The organism is Caballeronia sp. BCC1704, from assembly GCF_902833455.1.
In the GTDB taxonomy this organism is placed as follows: Bacteria; Pseudomonadota; Gammaproteobacteria; order Burkholderiales; family Burkholderiaceae; genus Caballeronia.
In genome coordinates this window covers 530,069-556,162 of record NZ_CADFFT010000004.1, presented here as the reverse complement: position 1 = coordinate 556,162, position 26,094 = coordinate 530,069, and the positions used below count along the sequence as shown (strand labels likewise).

Here is a 26,094-nt window from a genome sequence, read left to right as displayed (position 1 = left end):
GATGCGCTGCCCGTTCTGCCGACACGAAGACACTCAGGTCGTCGATTCCCGCGTGTCGGAGGACGGCGCAGCCATCCGGCGGCGTCGGCGCTGTCCTGCGTGCGACAAGCGTTTCACCACGTACGAGCGCGTGGAGCTTGCGCTGCCGTCCGTCGTCAAGAAAGACGGCAGCCGCACCGAGTTCGACCGGCGCAAGATCGTCGCCAGCATGAAGCTCGCGCTGCGCAAGCGCCCAGTCGCGGCCGACGCCATCGACGCAGCCGTTGCGCGCATCGAATATCAGCTGCTCGGCAGCGGCGAGCGCGAAGTGCAGAGCGAGCGTCTCGGCGAGCTGGTGATGAACGAATTGCGCCAGCTCGACACCATTGCCTACGTGCGGTTCGCCTCCGTCTACAAACGCTTCGAGGACGTATCCGAGTTCGAAGACGTGCTCGAGGAATTCCGCCGCGCCGCGCCCAAGAAATCCGCTTCCCGCAAGCGTTGATTCGTTCTGCATTCGCCCTCCGCAAGGTTTTCTCGCATTCCCGCGCAAAGTCTGCCTGCCGAAAACCGGCCTGAACACTAGGCCGTTCGGCTAATGGCGGCGCGAGTTGCTTCCCGATAGATTCGGCGTTCTTCAACTCGAATCGTTCAGGGATGCAGATGAATCGCGCTCACTTAGCCGGCTTAAGCGGCTTCACGCTGGTCGAACTGTGCGTCGTGCTGGCCGTCATGGCGATCATCGCGACATTCTCCGCGCCGTCGTTCTTCGCCTGGCAGATGCGCGATCAGGTCGATGCCCGGGCGCGCTCGTTCTTTTCGACGCTTTCGCTCGCACGCGCCGAAGCGCTCCGGCGCGGTGCGCGCGTCACGCTGTGCCGGATCGACGCCGCGCGCCACTGCCTCGCATCCGGCAAAGGCTGCGATGGAGGCGTCACGGACTGGTCTTGCGGCTGGGCGCTCTATGTCGATCGCGACGGCGTGCCGGCGCTGCTGCGCGTCGAACCGGCCATGTCTTCCATCGCCATCGCGGGCGCGGCAACCGATCTCGCGTTCACGCCGCCGTCGGGTCAGGTGATCGGCGGCTTTCGCAGCTTCGACTTTTCCCCGCGCGGCGCCGATCCCGCTGGCAATGCCGCAGCGCGCCGCTGCATTCGCATCGCGGCGGGCGGGCGGCCGCGCATCACGCAGGGCGGCTGCGGAGCATCGGCATGAAGACGACGCAAAGCGGCGATTCGCTGATGGAAGTGATGATCGCGCTCGCGCTCGCCGCCGTGACGGCGCTCGGAATCGTCGCGGTGCAAAGCGCGCTCGCGAGGGGCGAGCGGCTCGCGTTGCTGCGCGAGCGCGCGACGCTCATCGCCGATTCGGTCGCGGAAGGCATTCGCAGCGACGCGGATCGCGCGGCGGTCCTGTCGCAATGGCAGGCGATAGCGTCCTCGACCTTGCCGGATGGCGATGTCGCCGTGCTCGACCGCGCAGACGGCGTGCGCCTCGCGACCGTCAGCTGGCACGCCGACGACCACGCCGATCCGTGCCCCGAGCCGCAAGTGAAGCCGCTCGCGTCGTGCATTGCCGTGGCGTTCGCGCGATGACGCCGCGTTCGTTTCCCGCCCGCGGCCACACGCTCGTCGAACTCGCGATATCGCTCGCGCTCGGCATGTTGATTGTGCTGGCCATGCTGTCGCTGTATCGCGGTCAGCGCGCGGCATTCGACCGGGCCACCGACGCCGCGCGCATGCACGACGCCGGCGTGTCCGCGCTCGACCTCATCGCGCAGCAAATCCAGATGGCGGGCTTCGGGGCAACGCGCGCCGATGCCGCGCTATTCGGCTGCTCGCAGGCGCGCGTGGTCGGGGCGGATACGGCGGCGTCGTGCGAGTCGCTGACGAGCCGGTCCGACGGCGTGCAGGTGCGCTATGCAGCCGACACGGTTTCGACGTGGCCGACATCGGCGGGCGCGCCGACGGATTGCATCGGCCAGTCGGTGGCGGATGCCTTCGTCGGCAACCGCTTCTATGCGAAGGCCAGCGCGTCGACGGGCGAGCCGGAACTGTATTGCGAGGGCAGTGGCAAGCAGGCGCAGCCGCTGGTCGAAGGCATCGAGCGCATTCGGGTTTTGTACTGGCTAGCGGGCGCGTCAAGCGCGGTGGATGCGTCCGCGATCCCGCGCGACCGTTGGCCCGATCTTCGCGCCGCCGACCTGTGCGTGCTCGTGCGAGGCTTTGCGGCCGCGAGACAGCGCCGCACGAACTACGTGGATTGCACCGGCGCGCCCGCCGTCGCCGACGATGCGCGCATGCATCAGGCGTTCTGGCGTCGCGTGCAGATTCGCAATGCAGCTCCGGCGAATCAAGGAGGCGCGGCATGAACCGTCGCGCGTTGTCTCGCGGCACGGCGCTGCCCATTGTCCTGCTGCTCGCGGCGATCATCCTCGTCACGGCGAGCGCATGGCTGCAAACGTCGCTCGTGGCGGCGCGCACGACCGTCGCGGCGCGCGAGCGCGTGCAGGCGTTCCATGCGGCGGACAGCGCGCTCATCCGATGCAGCCACATGCTGTCGGCGGCGTTGCAGTCAACCGGCCCCGCGGATCAGGAGCCGGCACGCTGGCGGCTGAAGGCGTCGTTCGAAGGCGTGTCGGCGATTGCAGTCGCGCCATTCGCGTCGTGGCCTTACGCGATGCGTCCGCCGCAATGCCTGATCGAAACGTGGTCGCGCTCCGGTCAGTCGTCGACGACCTCGTATCTGATCACGGCGCGCGGCTTCGGCGTGACGTCGCAGACCGAAGCCTGGCTGCAACTGCGCATCGATTCGACGAACGGCACCTTCACGCAACAGTGGCGGCGGGTCGCGGGGAAACCATTCTAAGGAGGACCAAGGATGAGCCGAATGACTTCAAGCGCTGGCTTCAGCCTGCTGGAACTGATGATCGCGCTCGGCGTCGCGGCGATTATCGCGACGTTCGCGATTCCTGCGTATCAATCGCATGTGGGTAAAGCGCATCGGCTGGACGCGGCTGCCGCGCTGTTCAAGGCGGTGCAGTTTGTGGAAAGCGCGCGACTGTCTCAGACCGGCGCGGGCACCGTTGCGCTGAGCGCGGGCATCGATCAGGCGCCGTCGAGCGGAACGGCCGTCTACCGGCTCACGCTCTTGCCCGAGTCCGCGACCAACGGCTTTTATACGATCGAAGCGGCACCCGTTTCGCCCGGTCCGATGGAGGCCGACGCATGCGGCGTGTTCACCATCGACGCGACCGGCTCGCGGTCTAATCGGCTGACGGATGGCGCAACGGCGCTCGACGCGGCCAAATCGGCCGCGTGCTGGGCGGGCAAGGGATGATGCGGCTATGCGACTAGAAGACGGTCGGGTCGACGGCGTCGGTGGACGTTTCCACGCTCGTGGCCTTCATCTGTTGCCAGATGCGCCAGCCTTCCCATGCGGCCAGCCCGAGTCCGCCCCATTTGATGAGCGGCTTCGCGCCCCGCAACAGGCGAGTGCGCACCGGCTTCGTCAACAGCAGCGAAGCGAGCGATCCGACCACCGGATACTGCTTGAACAGGAAGCTGAACTTGCCCGCGCCGCCGCGGCCGAGCAGCGAATCGAGCACGCCGGCAATAGTGCCACGCGGCGATGTATTGCGGATGCCACGTCGCGCAGGGCGGCTTCCCGGCACCAGCATGCCGATGAGCGGCAGATGCGCGACCTTATCGCGCAATTCGTGCGTGGCCTGCCGCAGTTCCATGCGTTCGACATCCGCGCGCGCAAGCAGCAATTCCTTGCGCAGCGTGCGCATGCCGGGCGTGCGAAGCTGCTGCTGAACTTCCTGCTTGGCTGCGCTGGAGGTGGCGTCGTTATGGCTCATGATCGAACGGGCAAGTAAGTTTCGCGTGGAAAGAAAGGGATCGCGTTCAAAGGCGTCGCGTGGCGGCGCTTAGTTGAACATGTCGCGGTCCTTGCGGAACTGGTCGAGCGTGTCGTCGAACAGATGCGGTGCATCGCTCAACTTGCCGCGCGCGCGCAGGCCGCATCCGATGGCGAGCACCGCATACAGCAGCGTGATGCCGCCGAGCGCCTGCCAACGATACGTATCCCAAAAGAATATGGCGATGAGCACTGTCAGCGAGATCAGCGCCATCATGGCGAGCAGCATGGCCGCGAGCCCGAGGAAGAGCACGCCGATCAGCCTGACTTTTTCTTCCTGCAACTCGATGCCGATCAGTTCCAGCCGGGTCTCGAAGATGGCGAAGGCGGAACTCACAATGCGGCGCAAGGGTCCGGGGGACGAATCGCGCGGTAGCCGTTCTGTCGTCATGGTTTGGGTGCGAGAGCGCGTTGGGTGCCGCTTGATGATTTCCCGGCCGATGCACGAAGCAAGGAGCCGGCGCGAAAGTCGAGCCGCGCGCCCGGTAAGAGCATCGCAGTTCGAACTGATTCGATCCCGGAGGACCGCATCGGTTACGGGGTTAGCAAGCCTCGGGCCATTGCGGCGAAAAAAATGCTGCCCGCGCGTGCGGGCAGCATGGAACGACTACTTACGATTGATGAGCAGACCGATCACCATGCCGATGCCCGCCGCGATTCCGATAGACGCCCACGGATGCTCGTGAACGTAATCGTCGGTGGCGCGCGCCGCTTTACGGCCGCGCTCGACTACGACGACTTGCGCGTCGGCGGCTTTTTCCTTGGCTTGTTTCAGGCGCGACATGGCGCTTTCGCGCAGCTCGGAAGCGCGCTCGCCCGTGGCGGCAGCGGCTTGCTTGAGCAGGTCTTCGGCGTCAGCGAGAACGGTTTTGATATCCGACATGAATCGCTCCTTATTGGTATCTGACATTGAAAGCTCCATCGGTGAGGCTACGGGCATCGTAACCAAAGATGCCATCGCTGACGAGGAGGCTTTGCTGCAGCGGCTTGCGGATGCAGGTTCCGTTCCAGTCGCTTGCGGCGGTCACGCAGCGGGCGGGGCGCTCGCTTACGCCGGCCTCCTGTCCAGCATGGAGACGATCTGGCCCGTAAAAGTTTCAGCCGCGCATCGAAAGTTACAAAACGGCTGCGCCGCGCATCGAAAAAAAAGGCCGGTCGCGCCAGGACCGGCCTTGTCGCGAATCGGGGCCTGCGCGTTTAGAAGAACGCCTGGATGCCGGTTTGCGCGCGCCCGAGGATCAGCGCGTGGATGTCGTGCGTGCCTTCATACGTGTTGACCACTTCAAGATTGACGAGATGCCGCGCCACGCCGAATTCATCCGAAATGCCGTTGCCGCCCAGCATGTCGCGCGCAAGCCGGGCGATCTCCAGTGCCTTGCCGCATGAGTTGCGCTTCATGATCGACGTGATCTCGACGGCCGCCGTCCCTTCGTCCTTCATACGGCCGAGGCGCAGCACGCCTTGCAGCCCGAGCGTGATTTCGGTTTGCATGTCGGCGAGCTTCTTCTGAATCAGCTGATTGGCGGCAAGCGGACGACCGAACTGCTTGCGATCGAGCGTGTATTGCCGCGCCGTATGCCAGCACGCTTCGGCCGCGCCGAGCGCGCCCCACGAGATGCCGTAGCGCGCCGAATTGAGGCACGTGAACGGCCCCTTGAGCCCGCGCACGTTCGGCAGCAGGTTGTCCTCCGGCACGAACACGTCGTCCATCACGATTTCGCCGGTGATCGACGCGCGCAGTCCGACCTTGCCGTGAATCGCGGGCGCGGAAAGCCCCTTCCAGCCTTTCTCGAGGATGAAGCCGCGAATCTCGTCGCGGCCGTCTTCTTCGAGCTTCGCCCAGGCGACGAACACGTCCGCGATCGGCGAGTTGGAGATCCACATCTTCGCGCCCGACAGCGAATAGCCGTCCTGCACTTTCTTCGCGCGCGTCGTCATGCTGGCCGGGTCCGAGCCCGCGTTCGGCTCCGTCAGTCCGAAGCAGCCGATCCACTCGCCGCGCGCGAGCTTCGGCAGAAACTTTTGCTTTTGCGCCTCGCTGCCGAACGCGTGAATCGGCACCATGACGAGCGACGATTGCACCGACATCATCGACCGGTAGCCGGAATCCACGCGCTCCACTTCCCGCGCGATCAACCCGTAGCTCACGTAGTTGAGGCCCGGTCCGCCGTACTGCTCCGGAATCGTCGGGCCGAGCAGGCCGAGTTCGCCCATCTCGCGAAAGATGGCCGGATCCGTCTTTTCTTCGCGGAACGCTTGCATCACGCGCGGTTGCAATTTGTCCTGCGCGTAGGCACGCGCCGCGTCGCGCACCATGCGTTCTTCTTCGGTCAATTGCTGATCCAGAAGCAGCGGATCTTCCCAGTTGAAACGGGCGGCGTCGGCCATCGCGTTCTCCTCAAGTCGTGAAAAGCGCCATCGCGCGGCGCTTGACGTTGGTTCCGCTGTGCGAAACAATGTTCTGAAAATGAACTCTCAGTTTAGCATTCGATGCAAGCCGATTCCAACTCCTACGCCACCGCGAAAACGCCGCCCGAAGGCATCGACGAGCGGCGGTTCGTCGTCGCGCTCGCACGCGGTCTCGATATGTTGCGCGCGTTTCGCCCGGGCGACACGCTGCTCGCGAACCGCGATTTCGTCGAGCGGACCGGCTTGCCGAAGGCGACCGTCAATCGCCTCGCTTACACGCTCGCGACGCTCGGCTATCTGCGTTTCGACGAAGCCGCCGGCAAGTACGCGCTCGACACCGGCGTGCTGTCGCTGGGTTTCGCGCTGCTCGCGGGCGCGGACACGCTGGAACTCGCGCGGCCGCACATGCGCGCGCTCGCGCGAGAGATCGGCGCGGCGGTGTCGCTTGGCTGCCGCGACGGGCTCGACATGATTTATCTCGAAACGATCCGCAGCGAGACGGCGCTGACGCTCGGGCTTGCGCCCGGCTCGCGTCTTTCAATGCTCACGAGCTCGATGGGCCGCGCGTATCTCGCGGTGCAGGAGCCCGCAGCGCGGTCGGCGCTATTGGAAGAGTTGGGAAGAGCGGAGGGCGCGGCGCGCGTCGCGGCGGCCGAGCGCGCGATCGAGGACTACGCCCGCGACGGCTGTTGCTACTCGTTTCGCGAATGGCATGACGACGTCAACGCGATCGCCGCGCCGTTTCGCGACGAGCGCAATGGCCGCTGGCTCGTGTTGAGCAGCAGCGGCCCGGCATCGTCGATGGACGAAGCGTATTTTCACGAAACCATCGGCCCGAAGCTGCGAGCGCTGGCCGCGCGGCTCGCGTGAACGGTGAACGCTCAGAGGAGCGTGCGGACGTGCCAAAGCTCCGGAAACAACACGACATCGAGCATCTTGCGCAAATACGATGCGCCCGCCGTGCCGCCCGTGCCCTGCTTGAAGCCGATGATCCGCTCGACGGTTGTCACATGACGGAAGCGCCACTGACGGAACGCGTCTTCGAGATCGACGAGTTCTTCCGCCATTTCATACAGTTCCCAGTGCTTCGACGGCTCGCGATACACCGTGAGCCACGCGGCTTCGACGGACGCGTCGTGCGTGGTCGGCTGCGTCCAGTCGCGTTCGAGGCGCGCGGGATCGATTTCGAATCCGCGTCGCGCGAGCAGACGAATCACTTCGTCGTAGAAAGAAGGCGCTTCGAGCGTCGCCTGCACCTCGCCGAGAATGTCCGGCCGATGCGCATGCGGCTTGAGCATCTGCGCGTTCTTGTTGCCGAGCATGAACTCGATCTGCCGATACTGATGCGACTGAAACCCCGACGACGCGCCCAGATACGGCCGCATCGCGGTGTACTCGGAAGGCGTCATCGTCGCGAGCACGTTCCACGCTTGCACGAGCTGCTCAAAGATGCGCGACACGCGCGCGAGCATCTTGAACGCGGGCGGCAACTCATCGCGATGCACCGCGCCGAGCGCCGCGCGCAATTCGTAGAGCGCGAGCTTCATCCATAGCTCGCTGGTCTGATGCTGCACGATGAACAGCATCTCGTTGTGATCCGGCGAGAGCGGATGCTGCGCGGTCAGAATCGAATCGAGGCCGAGATAGTCGCCATAGCTCATCGAATCCGAGAAATCGAGCCGCGCGTCGTGCCAGCCGTCTTTCTCTTGCGCCGCGGCCGTGCCGTGGCCGAACGGACAACCCTTGGTTTCGCTCATCGTCTCAGTCCTCAGGTCACCGACGCGCGTTCGGCGAACTCCGGCGCGCGCCAGCTTTCGGTCGCGAGCACGTCGCGCAGTACCTCGACCGCATCCCACACATCGACGAAGCGCGTGTAGAGCGGCGTGAAGCCGAAGCGCAGAATGCCCGGTTCGCGATAGTCGCCGATCACGCCACGCGCAATCAGCGCCTGCATCACTTCGTAGCCGTGCGGATGCTCGAAGCTCACCTGCGAGCCGCGCCGTACGTGATCGCGCGGCGTCGCGAGCGTGAGCGGAAAATCGCCGCACCGCGCCTCGACCAGCGCGATGAACGCATCGCCGAGCGCCAGCGACTTGCGCCGCAGCGTCTGCATGTCGGTTTGCAGGAACACGTCGAGTCCGCATTCGACGAGCGCCATGGAAACGATCGGCTGCGTGCCGCAGAGAAAGCGGCCGATGCCGTCGTCCGGGCGATACACCGGGTCCATTTCGAACGGCTTCTTATGGCCCCACCAGCCGGAAAGCGGCTGCGAAAACGCGTTCTGGTGACGCTTCGGCACCCAGACGAAGCCGGGCGATCCCGGGCCGCCGTTCAGATACTTATACGTGCAGCCGACCGCGTAGTCCGCGCCGACGCCGTTGAGGTCCACCGGCACCGCGCCCGCCGAATGCGCGAGGTCCCACACCGCGAGCGCGCCCGCGCGATGAATCGTCTCGGTCAGCGCGGCCATGTCGTGCATGTAGCCCGTGCGGTAGTTGACGTGCGTGATCATCGCGACGGCTGTGTTTTCGTCGATCGCGGCGGGCAGTTCGGCGGCATCATCGACGAGACGCAGTTCGTATCCGCGATCCAGCTGCTCGATCAAACCCTGCGCAATGTACAAATCGCTCGGGAAGTTCGAGCGTTCCGAGACGATCACGCGGCGCTTCGGGTCGCGCTCGTTCGCGAGCTTCAGCGCGGCGGAGAGCACCTTGAAGAGATTCGCGGAGATCGTGTCCGTCACGACGACTTCATCTTCTTCTGCGCCGATCAGCGAACTCAGCTTGTTGCCGAGGCGCTTCGGCAGCGCGAACCAGCCTGCCGTGTTCCAGCTTCGAATCAGCCCTTCGCCCCATTCGCTGCCGATCACGCTCGCGGCGCGCGCGGCGGCGGCTTTAGGCGGCACGCCGAGCGAATTGCCGTCGAGATAAATGACACCGTCGGCGAGCGCGAACTCGTCGCGCAGGCGGGCGAGCGGGTCGTCGCGGTCGAGGGCGGCGGCATCGTCACGAGATTTCATCGAAAAGTCCATGTGTTCGGGGAAGATTCAGGAAAGCGGGCGCAGAACGGCACGCACGGGGCTTGCATCGAGCGTCGAGAACTTGAGCGGCAACGCGATCAGTTCGTAATCGCCGGGCGCGACGGCATCGAGCACGAGTCCTTCGAGAATCGCCATGCCGTGCGCGCGAATGCGGCGGTGCGCGTCCATCGTTTTCGACTCCTGCGGATCGAGCGACGGCGTGTCGATGCCGACGAGCTTCACGCCTTTCGCCGCCAGCAGGTCGATGGTGTGCGGCGCGACGGCGCAGAACGCGCTGTCCCATGCGTCGAGCGGCGCGCGGTCATAGGTGCGGATGAGGACGCGCGGCGGGGCGTCGTCGAGATGCGGCGCGATCATCTCCGCCGTCACGACGGGCGAAGCGCCGATGCAATGCACGACGCGGCACGCGCCGATGTACGTCTCTAGCGCGACCTCGCCGATGGCCGCGCCGTGTTCGTCGTAGTGCAGCGGCGCGTCGGCATGCGCGCCGGTGTGCGGCGAAAGCGTGAGACGCGCGACGTTTACCGGCGAGCCTGCTTCGATCCGCCAGACGCGCTCGATGCCGACAGGCGTGTCGCCCGGCCAGACCGGCGTCGCGGCGGCAATCGGTGGCGAGATGTCGATGAGCGTCATGGCGGCCTAGCAGAGAGCGGGGAGATGCGTCAAATCATAGCCGCGTTATCTTGAAAAGTGATTGCAAAATAACCACCCAAAAGGTTTGTGGCTAGAACATAATTCGAGGAAACGGGCTAGGAGACTCAAAAGTGACCGGATTCACGCTCGATGCAACGGATTGCCGAATTCTGGCGGTGCTGCAGGAAGATGGACGGATCAGTAACCTGGACCTCGCGGAGCGCATTTCGCTGTCGCCTTCTGCGTGCCTGCGGCGCATGCGCCTGCTCGAAGAGGAGGGCGTGATCGCGAGTTATCGCGCGTGTCTGGACCGCGAGCGGCTGGGCATCGAACTGGAGGCGTTCGTGCACGTCTCCATGCGCAACGATCAGGAGAACTGGCACGAGAAGTTCGCGGCGGCGGTGCGCGAGTGGCCGGAAGTGGTCGGCGCGTTCGTCGTGACCGGCGACACGCATTACGTGCTGCGCGTGCTGGCGCACAATCTCAAGCACTACTCCGATTTCATTCTGACGAAGCTGTACAAGGCGCCGGGCGTGATCGACATTCGCTCGAACATCGTGCTGCAAACCATGAAGGACGACGCGGGCGTGCCCGTGGCGCTGATCGAGCAGCCGGCGCGCGGCGCCTGAGCCGGCGTTATTCGATCGGGCCGAGCGAGTGGAAGCCGCCCGCCTGAAAGACGAGCGGCGCAATCTCCGAGGCGTCTTCGCGCACGCCGCAGCGTTCCACTTCGCCGACGAAGATCACGTGATCGCCTTCGTCGTAGCGGCTGCGGTTATGGCATTCGAACCAGGCGAGCGCGCCGTCCAGCACCGGCATGCCGCTGTCGCCCGCCGCGTGCGAGACGCCCGCGAAGCGGTCGCCCTTGACCGTCGCGAAGCGCCGGCACAGGTCCAGTTGCGAAGCGGCCAGCACGTTAATGACGTAGTGACTGTTCGCGCGAAACACCGGCATGGACGCCGAGCGCGTCGCGAGACTCCAAAGCACGAGCGGCGGATCCAGCGAAACGGAATTGAACGAGCTCGCCGTAATGCCGATCAACTGGCCGGAATCCGTGCGCGTGGTGATGACGGTGACGCCTGTCGCAAACTGGCCGAGCGCGGCGCGGAACGCGGTGGGATCGAAGTTCGGAGTTCTGGCGCGTTTCATCGGGCAAGTGGGCGATCGAATAGGTCTTGTGGCACCGAACAGGCCGAGTGTCGTGCTGAATGTCGCGCTCGAGTCGGACGAACCTTTTTTGAAGCCATGTAAAAGCTGGAGATTGACTCGATTCTAGCGGAATCGGCTGCTTCGAGCCGCCATAAGCCAGTACGGGCAATGTGGGCAACGCCGCTTTGCAAAAGCCGGTAAGCTCGGCGGCATTGAATAAGCGGCTTCGCGCATCAATATGGATGGTCCGCGGCGTGGCCGCTGCACTTGAGAGGAGCAGGCATGAACCAGCAAGCGAGACTCGAAACCGCGACGCTCGGCGGCGGTTGTTTCTGGTGCACCGAAGCCGTGTTTCTGGCGGTCGAGGGCGTGCAGTCCGTCGAATCCGGCTACGCGGGCGGCCAGGTGGCGAATCCGTCGTACGAGCAAGTGTGCGACGGCGATACCGGGCACGCCGAAGTCGTGAAGGTCGTGTTCGATCCCGAGGTCATCGGCTATCGCGAGATTCTCGAAATCTTCTTTGCGACGCATGATCCGACGCAGCTCAACCGTCAGGGCAACGATGTCGGCACGCAGTATCGCTCGGCCGTGTTCACGCATTCGGACGAGCAGCGCAGGATCGCGCAGGAAGTCATCGAGGAACTACAGCGCGAAGACGTCTACGGCGGCAAGATCGTGACCGAAGTGACGCCGCTTCGCGATGACTACTATCCGGCCGAGGCGTATCACCAGAACTTCTTCGCGCAGCATCCGAATCAGGGTTATTGCGCGGCGGTCGTCGGTCCGAAGGTGGCCAAGTTCCGCAAGAAGTTCGCGCATCGCCTCAAGGCATGACGGCGCGCGAGCCGGACTGCGCGCGCTCGCAGCGCTCTGCGATGCCGCGCGCCAGTTCGAAGCACGTCAACGGGGCGGAGCCTTCCGCCTTGTTGTTGACCGCTACGACCACTGGCTGGCCCGCGAAGGCGTAACGCGCCGCCAGTTCCGCGAGGGCCTCGCGCGTGTCGCGGTCTTCATCGACGATTCTGTCGAAAGGCTCGTACTTGGCCTTCGCCTGTTCATAGCGAAAGCCGCTGTGCAAACTCCAGCGCACGACGAGCGGTCCCATGTCTTCCTCATCCAGCAGCGCCAGCGCCTTCGCCTGACGGCGCACGTCCGGCATGCGCGCATGCACGCCGATGCAGTAGCGTACGTTCGCGTCGCGTAGCGCGCGGATGAAGCGCGGCGTCAGCATGACCGCGTCGCGCAACTCGACCGCGTAACACGCTTCGCCTTCGAGCGGCGGCAACGCGGCGAGGAACGACGCGAGCCGCTCGACGAAGCGCGACGGCTCGACGATCATCGCGTCCGGCAGCGGCGGGAACTGGAAGACGAGCGCGCCGGCCTTCGCCCCGAGGCCGCTCAGACACGGCGCGACGAACTCGTCGATGGCGATCTGCGCGTTCAGAAAAGCGGGATTGTCAGCGCCGGGTAAGCCGCGCTCGCCGCGAATGAAAGCATCCGTGACCGAAGCGGGCGCCTTCACGATGAAGCGGAAATGCGCCGGCACCTGCGACGCATACCGCGCGTATTGCGCGTATTGCGCGACCGATACCGGCCCGTAAAACGACCGGTCGATGGACACACCGCGCAACAGCGGATGTGCGGCGTAGGCGGCGAGGCCATCGCGCGAAAGCGTGGTGTTCGCGTACGCGTCGCCGTACACGATGCCTTGCCAGCCCGGAAACGACCACGTCGACGTGCCGAGATGCACGCTCGCCGGCAGACGTTGCGCGATGTCTTCGTGTTCCCGCTTCAACGGCGCGGGCAGCACGCCGCGCGGCTTCGCAACGACGGCAGGCTCGGGCGCGCCGAACAGATCGCACCGTTCGTCGTCGCCCGCGCCTGCTTCTATAGCGGACACTTCCCGGCTCAGAGCGGCTTCTCGTAGATATAGCGCCGCGACCACGGCAGCGTCTTCGCGCTGCGGCCCGCCTTGCGGCAGACCACCTGATAGATCGACACGTCGTCGTTCTCGAACGCGTACGCGCAGCCGGCGAGATACACGCGCCAGATGCGGAACTTCTCGTCATCGACGAGCTTGCGTGCTTCGTCCGCGTTCGCCTCGAACCGCTCGGCCCAGATATCGAGCGTACGCGCGTAATGGCGGCGCAGGCTTTCGACATCCACCGCTTCCAGCCCGCCGCGCTGCATGCTCTCCAGCGCGAGGCTGATATGCGGCAACTCGCCGTCCGGAAACACGTATTTATCGATGAACTCGCCGCCGCCGAGCGACGTCTCGCCGCTATCCGCATCTGACGACGTGATGCCGTGGTTCATCGCGACGCCGTCATCGACGAGCAGTTCGCGCATCTTCGCGAAGTAGCCCGGCAGATTCTTGCGCCCGACGTGCTCGAACATGCCGACGCTCGTGATGCGGTCGAACTGGCCTTCCACGTCGCGATAGTCTTGCAGGCGGATCTCGATCTGGCCTTCGAGGCCGGCGTCCTTCACGCGCTGCGTCGCGAGCTTGAACTGGTTCTCGGAGAGCGTCACGCCCACGCACTTCGCGCCGAATTTCTGCGCCGCGCGAATGACGAGCGCGCCCCAGCCGCAGCCGATGTCGAGCAGCCGATGGCCCGGCTGCACCTGAATCTTCGTGAGAATGTGGTCGATTTTCTTGATCTGCGCGGTGTCGAGGTCTTCGTCGCCGTTTTCGAAGTACGCGCACGAATACACCATGTTCTTGTCGAGCCAGAGCTGGTAGAACTCGTTCGACACGTCGTAGTGATACTGAATGGCCTTCTTGTCCGACGCCTTCGAGTGATTGAAGTAGCGTCGCACGCGGGCGAGCTTGCTCGCATTCGTCACCGTGCTCTTCGCGAGCGAATAGCCGATGTTGATGATGTCCGAGAGCTTGCCCTCGATATCGATCTTGCCTTTGACATACGCCTCGCCCAGATTGTCGAGGCTCGGCTCCAGCAGATACGGCAGCGCGGTCGCGCTTTTCACATGCAGCGTCACGGCAGGCGCGGCAAAGCGGCCGAAGTCGTGTTGCTGTCCGTCCCACAGCACGAGGCGCGCGGGCAAGTTGGCTTGCTCGCGGACTTCCTCGACCCACTGCGTCAGCTTCTTCTCCCAGAACATGCTTGTTTCTCCGCGCTAAGAAAATCAAGGTGGAAGGCGTGACGCCTTCATGTTCGTCTGCCGTGTTGCTGCGCCGGCTGATTGTCTGCGCGCCGCGTGAGCGCGGCCCGCTTTACGTTGTGCTTACAATTCGTGCGTGTGTCGTGGTGCGCGAAGCGTGAAGCTCTTTACGGCGCGAGCCGCGTGATGCGCCACGGCGCATCGGCGCCTTCGCGCGTATAAACCATGCGATCGTGCAGCCGCGACGGCCGCCCTTGCCAGAATTCGATGGTGTCCGGCACGAGCCGGTAGCCGCCCCAGTGCGGCGGGCGCGGCGGCGCGTCGCCGAATTTCGCCATCATCTCGCGTTCGCGCGCTTCGAGCGCCTCGCGGCTCGCGAGCGGCTGACTCTGGTCCGACGCCCACGCGCCGATGCGCGAGCCGAGCGGCCGCGAGGCGTAGTACGCGTCGCTTTCTTCGGCGCTTGTCTTCACGACCATGCCTTCGATACGCACCTGCCGTTCGAGCTCGATCCAGTGAAAAAGCAGGCTCGCGGCCGGGTTGGCGGCCAACTCGCGTCCCTTGCGGCTTTCGTAATTCGTGAAGAACACGAAACCGCGTTCGTCGACACCCTTGATCAGTACGATGCGCGCCGACGGACGGCCCTCTGCGTTCACGGTGGCGAGCGTCATCGCGTTGGGTTCGGGCAGCTTCGCGTCGAGCGCCTGGGCGAACCATGCTTCGAACTGGCGCACGGGGTTCGGGTCGATGTCGGCGGCGTCGAGCGCGCCGCGTGAATAGTTTTTACGAAGGTCTGCGAGGGTCGTCATGTTATGCGAACGCTACAGTCGCGTCAGTATAGCCAAGGTGAAACGTTCTTGCCCTGATTAAGGAATTCGCGCAATGACGCGTGTCAAAGCCGCCGCTTGTGCCGCCACGCAATCGTGCGGACATTCGGTGCGCCTATCACGCCTTCCGTTTCGATAAGGCAGAATACGCAATTCAGCCGGTTTTTGCATGAAGCGACTGCCAACTTTTGTGCAATCGACAGCCGCGCGTAAGCCTTGTCGCGCGGTGCTTGCCGGCAAGCCGCTTCGTTTTACTTTGCTCCGAGCGCCATGACTCCATCCGATGCCACCGCCACGCTTGCCGTAGAAGATACCGTCGATCGCGAACGGCGCTTCGGCGGCATCGCGCGTCTCTATGGCCCGAGCGCGCTCGCGGCGTTCCAGCGCGCGCATGTCGCGGTGATCGGCATCGGCGGCGTCGGCTCGTGGGTCGCGGAAGCGCTGGCGCGCAGCGCGGTCGGCAGGCTGACGCTGATCGATCTCGACAACGTCGCGGAGAGCAACACGAACCGCCAGATTCACGCGCTCGACGGCAACTACGGCAAGGCGAAAGTCACCGCGATGGCCGAGCGCATCAAGCTCATCGATCCGGCGTGCGACGTCCGGCAGATCGAAGACTTCGTGGAGCCGGGCAATTTCGACGCGACGCTCGGCGGCGGCTTCGACTTCGTGGTGGATGCGATCGACAGCGTGCGCACCAAGACCGCGCTGATCGCGTGGTGCGTCGCGCGCAAGCAGCCGCTCATCACGGTGGGCGGCGCGGGCGGGCAACTCGATCCGACGCGCATCCGCATCGACGATCTTGCGCTCACCATTCAGGACCCGCTGCTTTCCAAAGTGCGCGGCCAGTTGCGCAAGCAGCACGGTTTTGCCCGCGGACCGAAGGCGCGTTTCAAGGTGAGCGCGGTGTATTCCGACGAGCCGCTCATCTACCCCGATTCGCCGGCGTGCGACATCAGCGAGGGCGCGGAGCATCTCGAAACCGCTTCGGGCTACGCGGGCCCGGTCGGTCTCAATTGCGCGGGCTTCGGGTCGAGCGTGTGCGTGACCGCGAGCTTCGGCTTTGCGGCGGCGGCCTTCGTGCTGCGCGAACTGGCGAAGCGTTCCTGATCGAAGAAACGACATCGGCCACCCTTCATGGCTGGCCGTTCGGTCACGATTGCGCGGGCTTAGCGTCGAGCGTGCCTGATCGCCAGCTTCGGGTTCGCGGCGGCGTTAGCGCTGACGAAAGTTTCTGATTGAACACAACGATGACGGCCAGATCGCGCGGGCTTCGGGTGAAGCGTGTGCGTGACCGCCAGCTTCGGGTTCGCGGCGGCGTTAGCGCTGACGAAAGTTTCTGATTGAACACAACGACAACGGCCAGATCGCGCGGGCTTCGGGTGAAGCGTGTGCGTGACCGCGAGGTTCGGTTTTGCGGCGGCGGCGTTTGTGCTGCGCGAGCTGGCGTAAGTTTGCTGATCCAAGAAACGACAACGGCCAGCCTTTCGGGGCTGGCCGCTGATTTCACTGCGCTTCAGTTCTTAGTTGATCGCCGCGCTCAACCTGCGTCGCCAGTACGACACGAGATCCGGCTGATTCGACGCGAGTTCGAACACGGAAAGCATCGTCTTGCGGCCGACGTCGTCCATGAAGCTGCGATCGCGCTCGACGATCGCAAGCAAGTGCTCCAGCGCGCCGCCATAGTCGCGGCCGGCGATCAGGCGGTTCGCGAGCGCGAACCGTGCTTGGAGATCGTCGGGATTCGCGTTCACCGCGTCGATCAGCGCGTCGGCGGGCGGCAGCGCGGCGGCGGCTTCGGCGGCGTCGATCTCGGTCTTCAGCGCGTTGTAGCGCGCGTCGATGCCTTGCGTCGTCTTCGGCGAAAGCAGCTTGTCCTCGGCCTTCGCGTCCTCGATGCGCCGTTCCGCCAGCAGCCATTCGATCAGGTCGAGCCGCGCCTCGTCGTAGCCGGGATCAAGCGCGAGCGCGGCCTTGATGCGGTCGATCGCTTCCTTGCGATTGCCGAGCGCCCACGCGTTATGCGCGGCGCGGCGTTCGGTGTCGGCGCCGCCCGGCACGAGCTTGTCGAGAAAAGCGCGCAACTGGCCTTCGGGCAGCACGCCGATGAACTGGTCGATCGGCCGGCCTTCCGCGAACGCAATCACATGCGGAATGCTGCGCACCTGAAAGTGCTGCGCGAGTTCCTGATTCTCGTCGACGTTCACCTTGACGAGCTTCCACGCGCCGCCGGCTTCCGCTTCGAGCCGTTCCAGCATCGGGCCTAGCGTCTTGCACGGGCCGCACCAGGGCGCCCAGAAGTCGACGAGCACGGGGGCGAGCATCGACGCGTTGATGACGTCGTTCTCGAATGTGGCAAGGGTCGTATCCATGCGTTTCTCCTCAAACTTGCGAGCTATCCTGAAATGTCAGATGGGGACGATCCGCGTGTGTCTCAATGCTTGGGTCCGCGTCGGTGCCCGTCGGCGCCGCAGGTCTCATGCCTCCGGCGCGCGCTCTTCGCGGCGCGGCGGCGGCAGCGGGATGAATTCGGTTTCGCCCGGCACCTGGCCCATGCGCTGCTCGCTCCACGCGCGCTTCGCGGCTTCTATCTTGTCCCGCGAACTGGACACGAAGTTCCATTCGATGAAGCGCGCGCCGTCGAGCGGTGCGCCTCCGAGCAGCATCACGACGGCGCCGTTCGCGCTCGCGAGCTTCGCGGGGACGCCCGTCGCGAGCACCGCCATCTGCTGCGCGGGCACGCTTTCGCCGTCGATCGTGAGGTCGCCGTCCACGAGATACACGCCGCGTTCCTCGTGCTCCGTATCGAGCGGGAGTTCGCTGCCAGCCGCGAAGTGCGCCGCGACGTAGAGCGTCGGCGAGAACGTGCGGGTCGGGGCGGTCGCGCCGAACGCCGTGCCCGCGATCACGCGCAGCGTGACGCCCGCGCGCTCGATCTGCGGCAGCGTCGCGGCCGCGTGATGCTCGAACGACGGCTCCACTTCCTCGCTCGCCACGGGCAGCGCCACCCACGTCTGGATGCCGTGCATCGTCTGCCCGGCGGCGCGCTCTCCGTCAGGCGTGCGTTCCGAGTGCACGATGCCGCGCCCGGCGGTCATCCAGTTCACGTCGCCGGGAACGATCTTCTGCACCGAACCGACGCTGTCGCGGTGCATGATCGCGCCGTCGAACAGATACGTGACCGTGGCGAGCCCGATATGCGGATGCGGACGCACGTCGAGGCCCTTGCCGGGCACGAGGGTTGCGGGTCCGATATGGTCGAAAAAAATGAAGGGTCCGACGGTGCGCGCGGCGAGCGCGGGAAGGACGCGCCTCACCATGAGGCCGCCGACGTCGTGTTGATGAGGTTTCAACTGCGCGCGGATCGTCGAGGACATGGCAGGTCACCGGAAGGTAGAGGCGGGCGTCGGAATGGCGCACCAGAACCGCCGATTCTACCGGCGGCCGCAGACAGGCGCTCGTCCGGCGGTTCGGGCGCGCGCTCAACCCTTCACCGTTCCGTGCGGTCGCGACCGGCCGCGCATTTTGAAGCATGCGTGCAGCTTTGCGCACTCTTGATAGGAGAGGGAAACAATGAGCAAGAACAAGCTGTTGATCGCCATCGCCGCGGGCCTTTTCACCGCCACTGCCGCTACCGGCGCGTTGGCACAGACTTCGTCGGGCAACTCGTCGGCCGCGATGGGCGGCAATTCGGGCGCTGCCGCGCAGGGCGATGCATCGACCGGCGCGGGCGGCGGCTCCGACATGGGCACGACCACGACCAAGAAGCACCGGTCGCACCGGCATACGGGCCATGCGTCGGCCGGCACCAAGAAGACGCCTGCCGTCGAAACCGGCAACAACGCGGCTACGGAGTCCGGCCAGAGCAAGTAAGCGCCCGGCCGCGGCCTTCGTCAGCCGCCAAGCGCCCACGCCCTCGAAACGGGCGCGGGCGCTTTTTCGTTGTGCGCTTCCTAAAACCACGTTGAGCGCAGTTTTTCACAATCCTTCGCAGATTCGCTTCGCTACACTCGTCCGATCGCTCGCATAGCGCGCACGGAACAGGGGAGCGGCGATGTCGCCAAAGGATTTGCTGATAGCAACGGTGGTTATTTTTGCTTGGGGCGTGAACTTCGTCGTCATCAAGCTCGGCCTGCATGGCGTCCCGCCGATGCTGCTCGGCGCGCTGCGCTTCGCGCTCGCCGCGACGCCCGTGTTCTTCGTCAAGCGCCCGCAGATTCCGCTGCGCTGGCTCTTCGCGTACGGCCTCACCATTTCGCTCGGGCAGTTCGCGCTGCTCTTCTACGGCATGTATGTCGGGATGCCGGCGGGGCTCGCGTCGCTGGTGCTTCAGGCGCAGGCTTTCTTCACGCTGATCTTCGCCGCGATGTTCCTCGGCGAGCGCATTCGCGCAGCGAACGTGATGGGCTTGTTGATCGCGGCGGCCGGGCTCGCGCTGATCGGCATGCGCGGCGGCCACGCGATGACGCTCACCGGCTTTCTCTTCACGCTCGGCGCGTCCGCGATGTGGGCGCTCGGCAACGTGGCGACCAAGCGCATGGGCAAGGTCGATCTGCTGTCGCTCGTCGTGTGGGCGAGCCTCATTCCGCCGATTCCGTTTCTCGTACTGTCGCTGATCTTCGAAGGACCCGCGCGCATTGAATCGAGTCTCGCGGCCATTCCGATGGTGTCGGTGCTCGCGGTCTGCTATCTCTCGTTTATTGCGACGATCGTCGGCTATAGCCTGTGGGGCAAGCTGCTCGCGCGGTATCCGGCGGCGCAGGTCGCGCCGTTTTCGCTGCTGGTGCCGGTGATCGGACTTGCGTCGGCCGCGGTGCTTCTCGGCGAGGCGTTGAACGGCACGCAACTGGCAGGCGCGGCGCTCGTCATGGCGGGGCTGGCGGTGAACGTGTTCGGCGGAAGGCTCGTGCAGCGGTTTCTGCCCGCGGCGCGCTGAACGAAGCCGTGCGCCGTCTCGCCGAACGCTACAGCTCTGCGCGCGCCGCTTAGGTCATGCGGCTCTTCGCGAGCGGCGGATTGGCCGCGAAGTACCGCTTGATGCCTTTCAGAATCGCGTTGGCCATCTTGTCGCGATAGGCGTCGTCGTTCAGGCGCGCTTCTTCGTCCGGATTGCTGATGAACGCGGTTTCCACGAGGATCGACGGAATATCCGGCGCCTTCAGCACGGCGAAGCCGGCCTGCTCGACCGAGCCCTTGTGCAGCTTGTTGATGCCGCCGATCTCGTTCAGCACGAAGCTGCCGTAGCGCATCGAATCGCGAATCTGCGCGGTGGTCGACATATCGAACAGCGCGCGGTTCACGCTCGCGTCCTGCGTCTTCACGTTGATGCCGCCGACCTGATCCGACGAGTTCTCCTTGTTCGCCATCCAGCGCGCCGCCGCGCTCGACGCGCCGTGTTCCGACAGCGCGAACACCGACGAGCCGCGCGCATCGGGCGTGGTGAACGCGTCCGCGTGAATCGACACGAAGAGGTCAGCGCCGACGCGCTGCGCCTTCTGCACGCGCACGTTGAGCGGCACAAAGAAGTCGGCGTCGCGCGTCATCATCGCCCGCATGTTGGGCTGGGCGTCGATCTTCGCGCGCAGCTTTTTCGCGATGTCGAGCGCGATGTGCTTCTCGTACGTGCCCGCGCCGCCGATCGCGCCGGGATCTTCGCCGCCGTGACCGGGATCGATCGCCACGGTCAGCAGGCGCGTCGTGGCGGCGCGATCCTGCTTCGGCGCGGAGAACGCGTAGTGGCTGTCGTCATCGTCGTCGTTCTTCTTCGCGATGACGGGCGGCACGGCGACGGGCGGCACGCGCGGTTTGACTGCGGGCGGTGCTTTCGCCGTGTCGTCCGGAAGATCGTTGCCCGCGTACTTCTGAAAGAAGTCGTCCGTGGAATCGTGCGCGAGCGGCTTTTGCGCCGTGGCCGGGCCCGAAAGCGTGGCGGGCGGCGGCGCGGACGGATTCGGATTCGCGCGATCGAACGCTTCCTGCTTGTGCTCGGTCTGCGCGAGCAGTTCCATCAGCGGATCGGGCGCGACGGCCGGATACAGATCGAACACGAGCCGATACTTGTAGCTGCCAATGGGCCCGAGCGTGAACACCTGCGGCTTCACCGAGCCCTTGAGGTCGAACACCATGCGCACCACATGCGGCTGATATTGCCCGACGCGCACCGCCTGAATCTGCGGATCGTTCGGCGTGATCTTCGAGACGAGGTCTCGCAGCGCCTGATCCAGATCGATGCCGTTCAGATCGACAACGAGCCGGTCCGGTCCCTGAAGCAGTTGATTGCTGTTCGTGAGCGGCTGGTCGGATTCGATCGTCACGCGCGTGTAGTCGCGCGCCGGCCACACGCGCACGCCGAGCACGGAACTCGCGTGCGCGAGCTTCGGGCCGACGAGCGCGAGCACCAGCGTCGAAGCGCCCGCGCGCAGCACCTGGCGCCTGCGCCAGTTGTGCGGCGCGCTCGCGCTCGATTCGATCGAGTGGAACGGCTTGATCAGCATCTTTCGAGACATGTCTTTCCTGTTTCGCTAAACGCCCGCGCGGTCAGCACGCGGCCTTCTTCTTCGTTCGTCTGCGTCGTTGGTGCGCTGGCGTGAGAAAGCGTCAACGCGAACACGAGGTCCGGCACGCCGAGCAAGCCGCCCGCTTGTTGCGGCCATTCGACGAGACACACCGCGCCCCGGTCGAAATACTCGCGAAAGCCGGCATCGGCCCATTCGGCCGGATCGGCGAAGCGGTACAGATCGAAGTGATAGACGTCGAGCGGGCCGCCGGGCGCATCGAGCGAATAGGGCTCGACGAGCGTGTAAGTCGGGCTCTTCACGCGGCCCGCATGACCGAGCGCGCGCAGCGTCGCGCGCACGAGCGTCGTTTTGCCCGCGCCGAGATCACCGATCAACTGGACCTGCAAGCCGTGAAATGGTTCGGACGAGGCCGGGTTGCGCGCGTCTTCGCGCGTGTATTCGATGGCCCGCGCGAAGCGTTCGCCGAATGCGAGCGTCGCGGCTTCATCGCGCAACTCGAAGCGTCGTTCGATGAGCGCGGCGGGCAGATCGGGCGTCGATGGTGCGAGGTTCTCGGGCATTGCTCGTAAAATAGAGTGATGAACCGTTTGCCGGACCACTCCACTGAAGTCACTGAAATCACGGCAGCGACGAGCGCCGCCGCCGTCGAGTCGCGCGCCTTGCATCCGTTGGAGAACGACGAGGCCGCGCTGGCGGAGCTCGCGCGGCGCATCAGGGCGTGGGGGCGCGAGTTGGGATTCGGTGCGGTCGGTATCAGCGATATCGACCTGACGGATGCCGAGGAAGGCCTCGCCAATTGGCTTGAAGCAGGCTATCACGGCGAAATGGATTATATGGCCAAACATGGGATGAAACGCGCAAGGCCGGCCGAGCTTGTGGCCGGCACACGACGGGTCATCACGGCGCGCATGGCCTATCTGCCCGCTGCGACGCTCGCGCAAACGGGCGATGAAAGTGTCGCGACAGCCGATGGTCAGAAGAACGACTGGCGCGCGGTCGAATGGAAGCGGCTCGCCGATCCCTCGCAGGCCGTGGTGTCCATTTACGCGCGGGGCCGCGACTATCACAAGGTCATGCGCAACCGCTTGCAGCAACTCGCCGAGCGGATAGAGAGCGAGATCGGGCAGTTCGGGCATCGCGCGTTTACGGATTCCGCGCCGGTGCTCGAAGTGGCGCTCGCGCAGAAGGCGGGCAACGGCTGGCGCGGCAAGCACACGCTGCTGCTCGACCGCGATGCCGGATCGCTCTTCTTTCTCGGCGAGATTTACGTCGATCTGCCGTTGCCTGTCGACCCGGAACCCGAGCACGACGGCGCGCATTGCGGCCAGTGCACGCGCTGCGTCGGCGCATGTCCGACGGGCGCGATCGTCGCGCCGTATCGCGTGGATGCGCGGCGCTGCATCTCATATCTGACCATCGAATTGCACGGCAGCATTCCCGAGGACATGCGCCCGCTGATCGGCAATCGCGTCTACGGTTGCGACGACTGCCAGCTTGCGTGTCCGTGGAACAAGTTCGCGCAGGCCGCGCCGGTCGCGGACTTCGACGTGCGTCATGGGCTGGATCGTGCGACGCTCGTCGAACTGTTCTCGTGGACCGCCGACGAGTTCGACACGCGCATGCAGGGCAGCGCGATTCGCCGCATCGGGTACGAGCGATGGCTGCGCAATATCGCCGTCGGCATGGGCAATGCGTTGCGCTCGTCATTGGAAGGCGAGCAACGCGCGGCGATCATCGACGCATTGCGAGGGCGCGCGGACGATCCGTCCGAGATCGTGCGCGAGCATGTTGGCTGGGCGCTGAAGCAAGGAGAAACGCATGAAGAGCATGCTGTCTGAAGGCGGCTTCATCGCGGTGGAACCGACCGCACCGCCGACGCGCCAGTTCGACGCCGTCATCGACGCGCCGTTCGGCAAAGTCGGCATCCGCGCGGACGATCGCGCCGTGCGCGAGATCGTCTATCTGCCGGCGCATGTCGAGAACATCGAGGCGCATGCGCCCCTCGTGCAGGAAGCCGCCTATCAGATTCGCCGCTACTTCGAGACGCCTTCGATGCGCTTCGATCTGCCGCTCGCTCTCGGCGGCACCGCGTTCCAACAGCGCGTGTGGCGCGGCATCAGCGGAATCGGGGCGAGGCAAGTCTGGACTTACGGACAACTCGCGCGTGAAATCGGCAGCGTGCCGCGCGCGGTCGGGCAGGCGTGCGGCTCCAATCCGCTGCCGATCGTGATACCGTGCCACCGGGTCGTCGCGGCGGGCGGAATCGGCGGATTCGCGCATCATCCGGGCGATGGCTTCTTCCGTGACGTGAAGCGCTGGCTGCTGGCGCATGAAGGTGTATCCATCGCATGACGAGCGCAACCACCGCGACGACCGCAACCACTGAGGCACTCGACACGCCCGAACTGACCGCGAGCAGCGACGCCATCGACCTGTTCTGCGATGCGTTGTGGCTGGAACACGGGCTCGCCAAGAATTCGCTCGATGCCTACCGGCGCGACTTGCGGCTCTTCGCCGAGTGGCTCGCGAAGACACGTGGCGCGTCCATCGACGCCGCCACCGAAGCGGACATGAACGGCTACATGGCCGCGCGGCGCGGCGACAAGGCGACCTCCGCGAACCGGCGTCTGTCGGTCTTTCGCCGCTATTACGCGTGGGCGATGCGCGAACATCGCGCGAGCGCCGACCCGACGCTCAAGCTGCGTTCGGCGAAGCAGCCGCCGCGTTTTCCTTCGACGCTCAATGAATCGCAAGTCGAAGCCCTGCTGCACGCGCCCGATATCGAGACGCCGCTCGGCTTGCGCGATCGCACCATGCTCGAACTGATGTACGCGAGCGGCCTGCGCGTGACCGAACTCGTCACGCTGAAAACCGTGGAAGTCGGCCTGAACGAAGGCGTGGTGCGCGTGATGGGCAAGGGCTCGAAGGAGCGCCTCGTGCCGTTCGGCGAAGCGGCGCACGATTGGTTGATGCGCTATCTGCGCGACTCACGCCCGGCGCTGCTCGGCCCGCGCGCCGCCGATGCGCTCTTCGTCACGGCGCGCGGCGAGGGCATGACGCGCCAGCAGTTCTGGAACATCATCAAGCGTCATGCGCTGAACGGCGGCGTGCACGCGCCGCTTTCGCCGCACACGTTGCGCCACGCGTTCGCGACGCATCTGCTCAATCACGGCGCGGACCTGCGCGTGGTGCAACTGCTGCTCGGCCACTCCGATATTTCGACGACGCAAATCTATACGCACGTCGCGCGTGAACGCCTGCAGAAGCTGCACCGCGAGCATCATCCGCGGGGCTAGATGTCCGCGCCGCGCATGAGTCCCCGCGCGATGATCACCTGCTGGATCTGCGACGTGCCTTCGTAGAGCCGGAAAAGCCGCACGTCGCGATAGAACCGCTCGATGCCGTACTCCGCGATATAGCCCGCGCCGCCGTGCACTTGCACGGCGCGGTCCGCGACGCGCCCGCACATCTCGGTGGCGAAATACTTTGCGCACGACGCTTCGATGGACACGTCGCGGCCCTCGTCGCGACGGCGCGCGGCGTCGAGCACCATGCATTCGGCGGCGTACAACTCGGCTTTGCTGTCGGCGAGCATGCCCTGCACGAGCTGGAATTCCGCGATCGGCTGCCCGAACTGACGACGTTCCATCGCGTAGGCGAGGGCATCGCGCAACATGCGCTTCGCCGCGCCGACCGCGACGGCCGCAATGTGGATGCGGCCTTTGTCGAGCGTTTTCATGGCCGTCTTGAAGCCGACGCCTTCCACGCCGCCGATCAGTTGACTGGCGCTCACGCGGCAGTTCTCGAAGATCACGTCGCTGGTATGCGCGCCGCGCTGGCCCATCTTGCGGTCCGGCTTGCCGAGCGACAAACCCGGCGTATCGCGCTCGACGATGAACGCCGAAATGCCGCTCGCGCCCTTCGCGTCGCTCGTTCGGGCCATCACGGTGTAGATGCCCGCTTCCGGCGCGTTCGTGATGTAGCGCTTGGTGCCGTTGAGCACGTACGCGTCGCCGTCGCGCCGGGCCGTGGTTTTGAGCGACGCGGCGTCCGAGCCCGAATCCGGCTCCGTGAGGCAGAACGAGCCGATCAGCTCGCCCGCCGCGAGCTTCGGCAGATAGTGCGCTTTCTGTTCTTCGGTGCCGTCGAGCAGAATGCCGATCGACCCGATGCCGTTGTTCGTGCCGATCACCGAGCGAAAGGCCGGCGACGTCTGCCCGAGCTCGAACGCGACGCGCACTTCCTCTTCCATCGTGAGGCCGAGGCCGCCGTACGCCTCCGGAATGGTGAGGCCGAACATGCCGATCTCGCGCATGGCAGCGATCAGGTCGGCGGGAATGGCGTCGGTTTCGTCGACTTCGGCTTCGCGCGGCACGAGCTTCTCGCGCACGAAGCGGCGAATGGTGTCTTCCAGCAGCGTTTGAGTTTCGGCGTCGCGGATCATGGCAAGGTCCTGTCGTGAGTCGAACGATCGTACGACATCGGGAGACGCTGC

The 26,094-nt window shown here is 65.2% G+C and carries 31 protein-coding genes; 15 read left to right on the top strand and 16 right to left on the bottom strand.

Annotated features, from left to right (window positions below; translation table 11 throughout):
* Window position 1: 1 nt before the first annotated feature.
* The 6 genes from nrdR to HWX53_RS22320 all read left to right on the top strand — a co-directional run bounded on the left by nrdR (window position 2) and on the right by HWX53_RS22320 (window position 3,318).
* Window positions 2-484, top strand: coding sequence for a transcriptional regulator NrdR (gene nrdR / locus HWX53_RS22345; protein ID WP_175944931.1), 483 nt, complete (start codon window positions 2-4; stop codon window positions 482-484).
* Between the two features lie 152 nt (window positions 485-636).
* Window positions 637-1,194, top strand: a complete 558-nt coding sequence (locus HWX53_RS22340; RefSeq protein ID WP_175944929.1) for a GspH/FimT family pseudopilin — start codon at window positions 637-639, stop codon at window positions 1,192-1,194.
* Window positions 1,191-1,574, top strand: coding sequence for a prepilin-type cleavage/methylation domain-containing protein (locus HWX53_RS22335; RefSeq protein ID WP_175944927.1), 384 nt, complete (start codon window positions 1,191-1,193; stop codon window positions 1,572-1,574). The genes HWX53_RS22340 and HWX53_RS22335 overlap by 4 nt, the downstream gene beginning before the upstream one ends.
* Complete coding sequence (locus tag HWX53_RS22330) at window positions 1,571-2,350, top strand: PilW family protein (RefSeq protein ID WP_175944925.1); 780 nt, start codon at window positions 1,571-1,573, stop codon at window positions 2,348-2,350. Before HWX53_RS22335 ends, HWX53_RS22330 begins: the two co-directional genes overlap by 4 nt.
* Window positions 2,347-2,847 (top strand): pilus assembly PilX N-terminal domain-containing protein, encoded by a 501-nt coding sequence (locus HWX53_RS22325; protein WP_175944923.1) that lies wholly within the window; start codon window positions 2,347-2,349, stop codon window positions 2,845-2,847. Before HWX53_RS22330 ends, HWX53_RS22325 begins: the two co-directional genes overlap by 4 nt.
* 12 nt (window positions 2,848-2,859) lie before the next feature.
* Window positions 2,860-3,318: a type IV pilin protein gene (locus HWX53_RS22320; RefSeq protein WP_175944921.1), complete on the top strand. Its 459-nt coding sequence runs from the start codon at window positions 2,860-2,862 to the stop codon at window positions 3,316-3,318.
* Window positions 3,319-3,331: 13 nt separating this feature from the next.
* Here the strand turns inward: HWX53_RS22320 and HWX53_RS22315 are convergent, their stop codons facing one another.
* From HWX53_RS22315 to HWX53_RS22300, 4 genes are all read right to left on the bottom strand, one after another.
* Entirely contained in the window at window positions 3,332-3,841 is a 510-nt protein-coding gene (locus HWX53_RS22315; RefSeq protein ID WP_175944919.1) for a DUF3318 domain-containing protein, read from the bottom strand.
* A gap of 69 nt (window positions 3,842-3,910) precedes the next feature.
* Window positions 3,911-4,291, bottom strand: a complete 381-nt coding sequence (locus tag HWX53_RS22310; protein WP_175944917.1) for a phage holin family protein — start codon at window positions 4,289-4,291, stop codon at window positions 3,911-3,913.
* A 216-nt stretch (window positions 4,292-4,507) separates the two neighbouring features.
* On the bottom strand, window positions 4,508-4,810 hold the full coding sequence (locus tag HWX53_RS22305; RefSeq protein WP_175944915.1) for a YqjD family protein: 303 nt from the start codon (window positions 4,808-4,810) through the stop codon (window positions 4,508-4,510).
* A 287-nt stretch (window positions 4,811-5,097) separates the two neighbouring features.
* Window positions 5,098-6,288 (bottom strand): acyl-CoA dehydrogenase, encoded by a 1,191-nt coding sequence (locus HWX53_RS22300; protein ID WP_175944913.1) that lies wholly within the window; start codon window positions 6,286-6,288, stop codon window positions 5,098-5,100.
* 102 nt (window positions 6,289-6,390) lie between these two features.
* On the opposite strand from HWX53_RS22300, the gene HWX53_RS22295 reads away from it, so the two are divergent.
* Window positions 6,391-7,179: an IclR family transcriptional regulator gene (locus HWX53_RS22295; protein ID WP_175944910.1), complete on the top strand. Its 789-nt coding sequence runs from the start codon at window positions 6,391-6,393 to the stop codon at window positions 7,177-7,179.
* Window positions 7,180-7,190: 11 nt separating this feature from the next.
* On the opposite strand, the gene kynA is transcribed toward HWX53_RS22295, so the two are convergent.
* From kynA to kynB, 3 genes are read right to left on the bottom strand one after another with little or no spacing between them, the layout of a single operon-like run.
* Complete coding sequence (gene kynA / locus HWX53_RS22290; protein WP_175944908.1) at window positions 7,191-8,066, bottom strand: tryptophan 2,3-dioxygenase; 876 nt, start codon at window positions 8,064-8,066, stop codon at window positions 7,191-7,193.
* Window positions 8,067-8,077: 11 nt separating this feature from the next.
* Window positions 8,078-9,328 (bottom strand): kynureninase, encoded by a 1,251-nt coding sequence (gene kynU / locus HWX53_RS22285; protein ID WP_175944906.1) that lies wholly within the window; start codon window positions 9,326-9,328, stop codon window positions 8,078-8,080.
* Window positions 9,329-9,355: 27 nt separating this feature from the next.
* Complete coding sequence (gene kynB, locus HWX53_RS22280; RefSeq protein ID WP_175944904.1) at window positions 9,356-9,982, bottom strand: arylformamidase; 627 nt, start codon at window positions 9,980-9,982, stop codon at window positions 9,356-9,358.
* Between the two features lie 131 nt (window positions 9,983-10,113).
* On the opposite strand from kynB, the gene HWX53_RS22275 reads away from it, so the two are divergent.
* The gene (locus tag HWX53_RS22275) at window positions 10,114-10,611 is read left to right on the top strand and encodes an Lrp/AsnC family transcriptional regulator (RefSeq protein WP_175944902.1); all 498 of its coding nucleotides are present in this window, start codon (window positions 10,114-10,116) and stop codon (window positions 10,609-10,611) included.
* A 7-nt stretch (window positions 10,612-10,618) separates the two neighbouring features.
* On the opposite strand, the gene HWX53_RS22270 is transcribed toward HWX53_RS22275, so the two are convergent.
* Window positions 10,619-11,131, bottom strand: a complete 513-nt coding sequence (locus HWX53_RS22270) for a flavin reductase family protein (protein ID WP_175944900.1) — start codon at window positions 11,129-11,131, stop codon at window positions 10,619-10,621.
* Window positions 11,132-11,413: 282 nt separating this feature from the next.
* Between HWX53_RS22270 and msrA the strand changes: the two genes are divergently transcribed.
* Window positions 11,414-11,965, top strand: coding sequence for a peptide-methionine (S)-S-oxide reductase MsrA (gene msrA, locus HWX53_RS22265; RefSeq protein WP_175944898.1), 552 nt, complete (start codon window positions 11,414-11,416; stop codon window positions 11,963-11,965).
* On the opposite strand, the gene HWX53_RS22260 is transcribed toward msrA, so the two are convergent.
* The 3 genes from HWX53_RS22260 to pdxH all read right to left on the bottom strand — a co-directional run bounded on the left by HWX53_RS22260 (window position 11,955) and on the right by pdxH (window position 15,063).
* A complete protein-coding gene (locus HWX53_RS22260) occupies window positions 11,955-13,031 on the bottom strand; it encodes a DUF72 domain-containing protein (protein WP_244140218.1) in 1,077 nt (358 codons plus the stop codon). The two genes, msrA and HWX53_RS22260, sit on opposite strands and share 11 nt — an antisense overlap.
* A gap of 8 nt (window positions 13,032-13,039) precedes the next feature.
* Complete coding sequence (locus tag HWX53_RS22255) at window positions 13,040-14,254, bottom strand: cyclopropane-fatty-acyl-phospholipid synthase family protein (RefSeq protein WP_175944896.1); 1,215 nt, start codon at window positions 14,252-14,254, stop codon at window positions 13,040-13,042.
* A 167-nt stretch (window positions 14,255-14,421) separates the two neighbouring features.
* On the bottom strand, window positions 14,422-15,063 hold the full coding sequence (gene pdxH, locus HWX53_RS22250; RefSeq protein WP_175944894.1) for a pyridoxamine 5'-phosphate oxidase: 642 nt from the start codon (window positions 15,061-15,063) through the stop codon (window positions 14,422-14,424).
* A 288-nt stretch (window positions 15,064-15,351) separates the two neighbouring features.
* Here pdxH and HWX53_RS22245 point away from each other — a divergent pair, with 288 nt between their 5' ends.
* Window positions 15,352-16,191, top strand: coding sequence for a tRNA threonylcarbamoyladenosine dehydratase (locus HWX53_RS22245; protein WP_175944892.1), 840 nt, complete (start codon window positions 15,352-15,354; stop codon window positions 16,189-16,191).
* A 413-nt stretch (window positions 16,192-16,604) separates the two neighbouring features.
* On the opposite strand, the gene trxA is transcribed toward HWX53_RS22245, so the two are convergent.
* Both trxA and HWX53_RS22235 read right to left on the bottom strand, forming a co-directional pair.
* Entirely contained in the window at window positions 16,605-17,453 is an 849-nt protein-coding gene (trxA, locus tag HWX53_RS22240) for a thioredoxin (RefSeq protein WP_175944891.1), read from the bottom strand.
* Between the two features lie 105 nt (window positions 17,454-17,558).
* Window positions 17,559-18,458: a pirin family protein gene (locus HWX53_RS22235; protein ID WP_175944888.1), complete on the bottom strand. Its 900-nt coding sequence runs from the start codon at window positions 18,456-18,458 to the stop codon at window positions 17,559-17,561.
* 196 nt (window positions 18,459-18,654) lie between these two features.
* On the opposite strand from HWX53_RS22235, the gene HWX53_RS22230 reads away from it, so the two are divergent.
* Window positions 18,655-18,954, top strand: a complete 300-nt coding sequence (locus tag HWX53_RS22230) for a hypothetical protein (protein ID WP_175944886.1) — start codon at window positions 18,655-18,657, stop codon at window positions 18,952-18,954.
* Window positions 18,955-19,135: 181 nt separating this feature from the next.
* Window positions 19,136-20,017 (top strand): EamA family transporter, encoded by an 882-nt coding sequence (locus HWX53_RS22225; protein ID WP_175944884.1) that lies wholly within the window; start codon window positions 19,136-19,138, stop codon window positions 20,015-20,017.
* A 49-nt stretch (window positions 20,018-20,066) separates the two neighbouring features.
* Here the strand turns inward: HWX53_RS22225 and HWX53_RS22220 are convergent, their stop codons facing one another.
* Together HWX53_RS22220 and tsaE are read right to left on the bottom strand one after the other, a co-directional pair.
* Window positions 20,067-21,587 (bottom strand): N-acetylmuramoyl-L-alanine amidase, encoded by a 1,521-nt coding sequence (locus HWX53_RS22220; protein ID WP_175944881.1) that lies wholly within the window; start codon window positions 21,585-21,587, stop codon window positions 20,067-20,069.
* Window positions 21,569-22,159, bottom strand: coding sequence for a tRNA (adenosine(37)-N6)-threonylcarbamoyltransferase complex ATPase subunit type 1 TsaE (tsaE, locus tag HWX53_RS22215; protein ID WP_175944879.1), 591 nt, complete (start codon window positions 22,157-22,159; stop codon window positions 21,569-21,571). The genes HWX53_RS22220 and tsaE overlap by 19 nt, the downstream gene beginning before the upstream one ends.
* Before the next feature lie 18 nt (window positions 22,160-22,177).
* Here tsaE and queG point away from each other — a divergent pair, with 18 nt between their 5' ends.
* From queG to xerD, 3 genes are read left to right on the top strand one after another with little or no spacing between them, the layout of a single operon-like run.
* The gene (queG, locus tag HWX53_RS22210; protein WP_175944877.1) at window positions 22,178-23,437 is read left to right on the top strand and encodes a tRNA epoxyqueuosine(34) reductase QueG; all 1,260 of its coding nucleotides are present in this window, start codon (window positions 22,178-22,180) and stop codon (window positions 23,435-23,437) included.
* Window positions 23,427-23,951, top strand: a complete 525-nt coding sequence (locus HWX53_RS22205) for a methylated-DNA--[protein]-cysteine S-methyltransferase (protein WP_175945295.1) — start codon at window positions 23,427-23,429, stop codon at window positions 23,949-23,951. Before queG ends, HWX53_RS22205 begins: the two co-directional genes overlap by 11 nt.
* Complete coding sequence (xerD, locus tag HWX53_RS22200; RefSeq protein ID WP_175944875.1) at window positions 23,948-24,895, top strand: site-specific tyrosine recombinase XerD; 948 nt, start codon at window positions 23,948-23,950, stop codon at window positions 24,893-24,895. Before HWX53_RS22205 ends, xerD begins: the two co-directional genes overlap by 4 nt.
* Here the strand turns inward: xerD and HWX53_RS22195 are convergent.
* Window positions 24,892-26,043, bottom strand: coding sequence for an acyl-CoA dehydrogenase family protein (locus tag HWX53_RS22195; RefSeq protein WP_175944873.1), 1,152 nt, complete (start codon window positions 26,041-26,043; stop codon window positions 24,892-24,894). The genes xerD and HWX53_RS22195 overlap by 4 nt on opposite strands.
* Window positions 26,044-26,094: the final 51 nt, after the last annotated feature.

Excerpts from the sequence above, each read along its gene's own strand:
- nrdR (WP_175944931.1), top strand. The coding sequence starts at position 2 with ATGCGCTGCCCGTTCTGCCGACACGAAGACACTCAGGTCGTCGATTCC.
- HWX53_RS22340 (WP_175944929.1), top strand. The coding sequence starts at position 637 with ATGCAGATGAATCGCGCTCACTTAGCCGGCTTAAGCGGCTTCACGCTG.
- HWX53_RS22335 (WP_175944927.1), top strand. The coding sequence starts at position 1,191 with ATGAAGACGACGCAAAGCGGCGATTCGCTGATGGAAGTGATGATCGCG.
- HWX53_RS22330 (WP_175944925.1), top strand. The coding sequence starts at position 1,571 with ATGACGCCGCGTTCGTTTCCCGCCCGCGGCCACACGCTCGTCGAACTC.
- HWX53_RS22325 (WP_175944923.1), top strand. The coding sequence starts at position 2,347 with ATGAACCGTCGCGCGTTGTCTCGCGGCACGGCGCTGCCCATTGTCCTG.
- HWX53_RS22320 (WP_175944921.1), top strand. The coding sequence starts at position 2,860 with ATGAGCCGAATGACTTCAAGCGCTGGCTTCAGCCTGCTGGAACTGATG.
- HWX53_RS22315 (WP_175944919.1), bottom strand. The coding sequence starts at position 3,841 with ATGAGCCATAACGACGCCACCTCCAGCGCAGCCAAGCAGGAAGTTCAG.
- HWX53_RS22310 (WP_175944917.1), bottom strand. The coding sequence starts at position 4,291 with ATGACGACAGAACGGCTACCGCGCGATTCGTCCCCCGGACCCTTGCGC.
- HWX53_RS22305 (WP_175944915.1), bottom strand. The coding sequence starts at position 4,810 with ATGTCAGATACCAATAAGGAGCGATTCATGTCGGATATCAAAACCGTT.
- HWX53_RS22300 (WP_175944913.1), bottom strand. The coding sequence starts at position 6,288 with ATGGCCGACGCCGCCCGTTTCAACTGGGAAGATCCGCTGCTTCTGGAT.
- HWX53_RS22295 (WP_175944910.1), top strand. The coding sequence starts at position 6,391 with ATGCAAGCCGATTCCAACTCCTACGCCACCGCGAAAACGCCGCCCGAA.
- kynA (WP_175944908.1), bottom strand. The coding sequence starts at position 8,066 with ATGAGCGAAACCAAGGGTTGTCCGTTCGGCCACGGCACGGCCGCGGCG.
- kynU (WP_175944906.1), bottom strand. The coding sequence starts at position 9,328 with ATGAAATCTCGTGACGATGCCGCCGCCCTCGACCGCGACGACCCGCTC.
- kynB (WP_175944904.1), bottom strand. The coding sequence starts at position 9,982 with ATGACGCTCATCGACATCTCGCCACCGATTGCCGCCGCGACGCCGGTC.
- HWX53_RS22270 (WP_175944900.1), bottom strand. The coding sequence starts at position 11,131 with ATGAAACGCGCCAGAACTCCGAACTTCGATCCCACCGCGTTCCGCGCC.
- msrA (WP_175944898.1), top strand. The coding sequence starts at position 11,414 with ATGAACCAGCAAGCGAGACTCGAAACCGCGACGCTCGGCGGCGGTTGT.
- HWX53_RS22255 (WP_175944896.1), bottom strand. The coding sequence starts at position 14,254 with ATGTTCTGGGAGAAGAAGCTGACGCAGTGGGTCGAGGAAGTCCGCGAG.
- pdxH (WP_175944894.1), bottom strand. The coding sequence starts at position 15,063 with ATGACGACCCTCGCAGACCTTCGTAAAAACTATTCACGCGGCGCGCTC.
- HWX53_RS22245 (WP_175944892.1), top strand. The coding sequence starts at position 15,352 with ATGACTCCATCCGATGCCACCGCCACGCTTGCCGTAGAAGATACCGTC.
- trxA (WP_175944891.1), bottom strand. The coding sequence starts at position 17,453 with ATGGATACGACCCTTGCCACATTCGAGAACGACGTCATCAACGCGTCG.
- HWX53_RS22235 (WP_175944888.1), bottom strand. The coding sequence starts at position 18,458 with ATGTCCTCGACGATCCGCGCGCAGTTGAAACCTCATCAACACGACGTC.
- HWX53_RS22230 (WP_175944886.1), top strand. The coding sequence starts at position 18,655 with ATGAGCAAGAACAAGCTGTTGATCGCCATCGCCGCGGGCCTTTTCACC.
- HWX53_RS22225 (WP_175944884.1), top strand. The coding sequence starts at position 19,136 with ATGTCGCCAAAGGATTTGCTGATAGCAACGGTGGTTATTTTTGCTTGG.
- HWX53_RS22220 (WP_175944881.1), bottom strand. The coding sequence starts at position 21,587 with ATGTCTCGAAAGATGCTGATCAAGCCGTTCCACTCGATCGAATCGAGC.
- tsaE (WP_175944879.1), bottom strand. The coding sequence starts at position 22,159 with ATGCCCGAGAACCTCGCACCATCGACGCCCGATCTGCCCGCCGCGCTC.
- queG (WP_175944877.1), top strand. The coding sequence starts at position 22,178 with ATGAACCGTTTGCCGGACCACTCCACTGAAGTCACTGAAATCACGGCA.
- HWX53_RS22205 (WP_175945295.1), top strand. The coding sequence starts at position 23,427 with ATGCTGTCTGAAGGCGGCTTCATCGCGGTGGAACCGACCGCACCGCCG.
- xerD (WP_175944875.1), top strand. The coding sequence starts at position 23,948 with ATGACGAGCGCAACCACCGCGACGACCGCAACCACTGAGGCACTCGAC.
- HWX53_RS22195 (WP_175944873.1), bottom strand. The coding sequence starts at position 26,043 with ATGATCCGCGACGCCGAAACTCAAACGCTGCTGGAAGACACCATTCGC.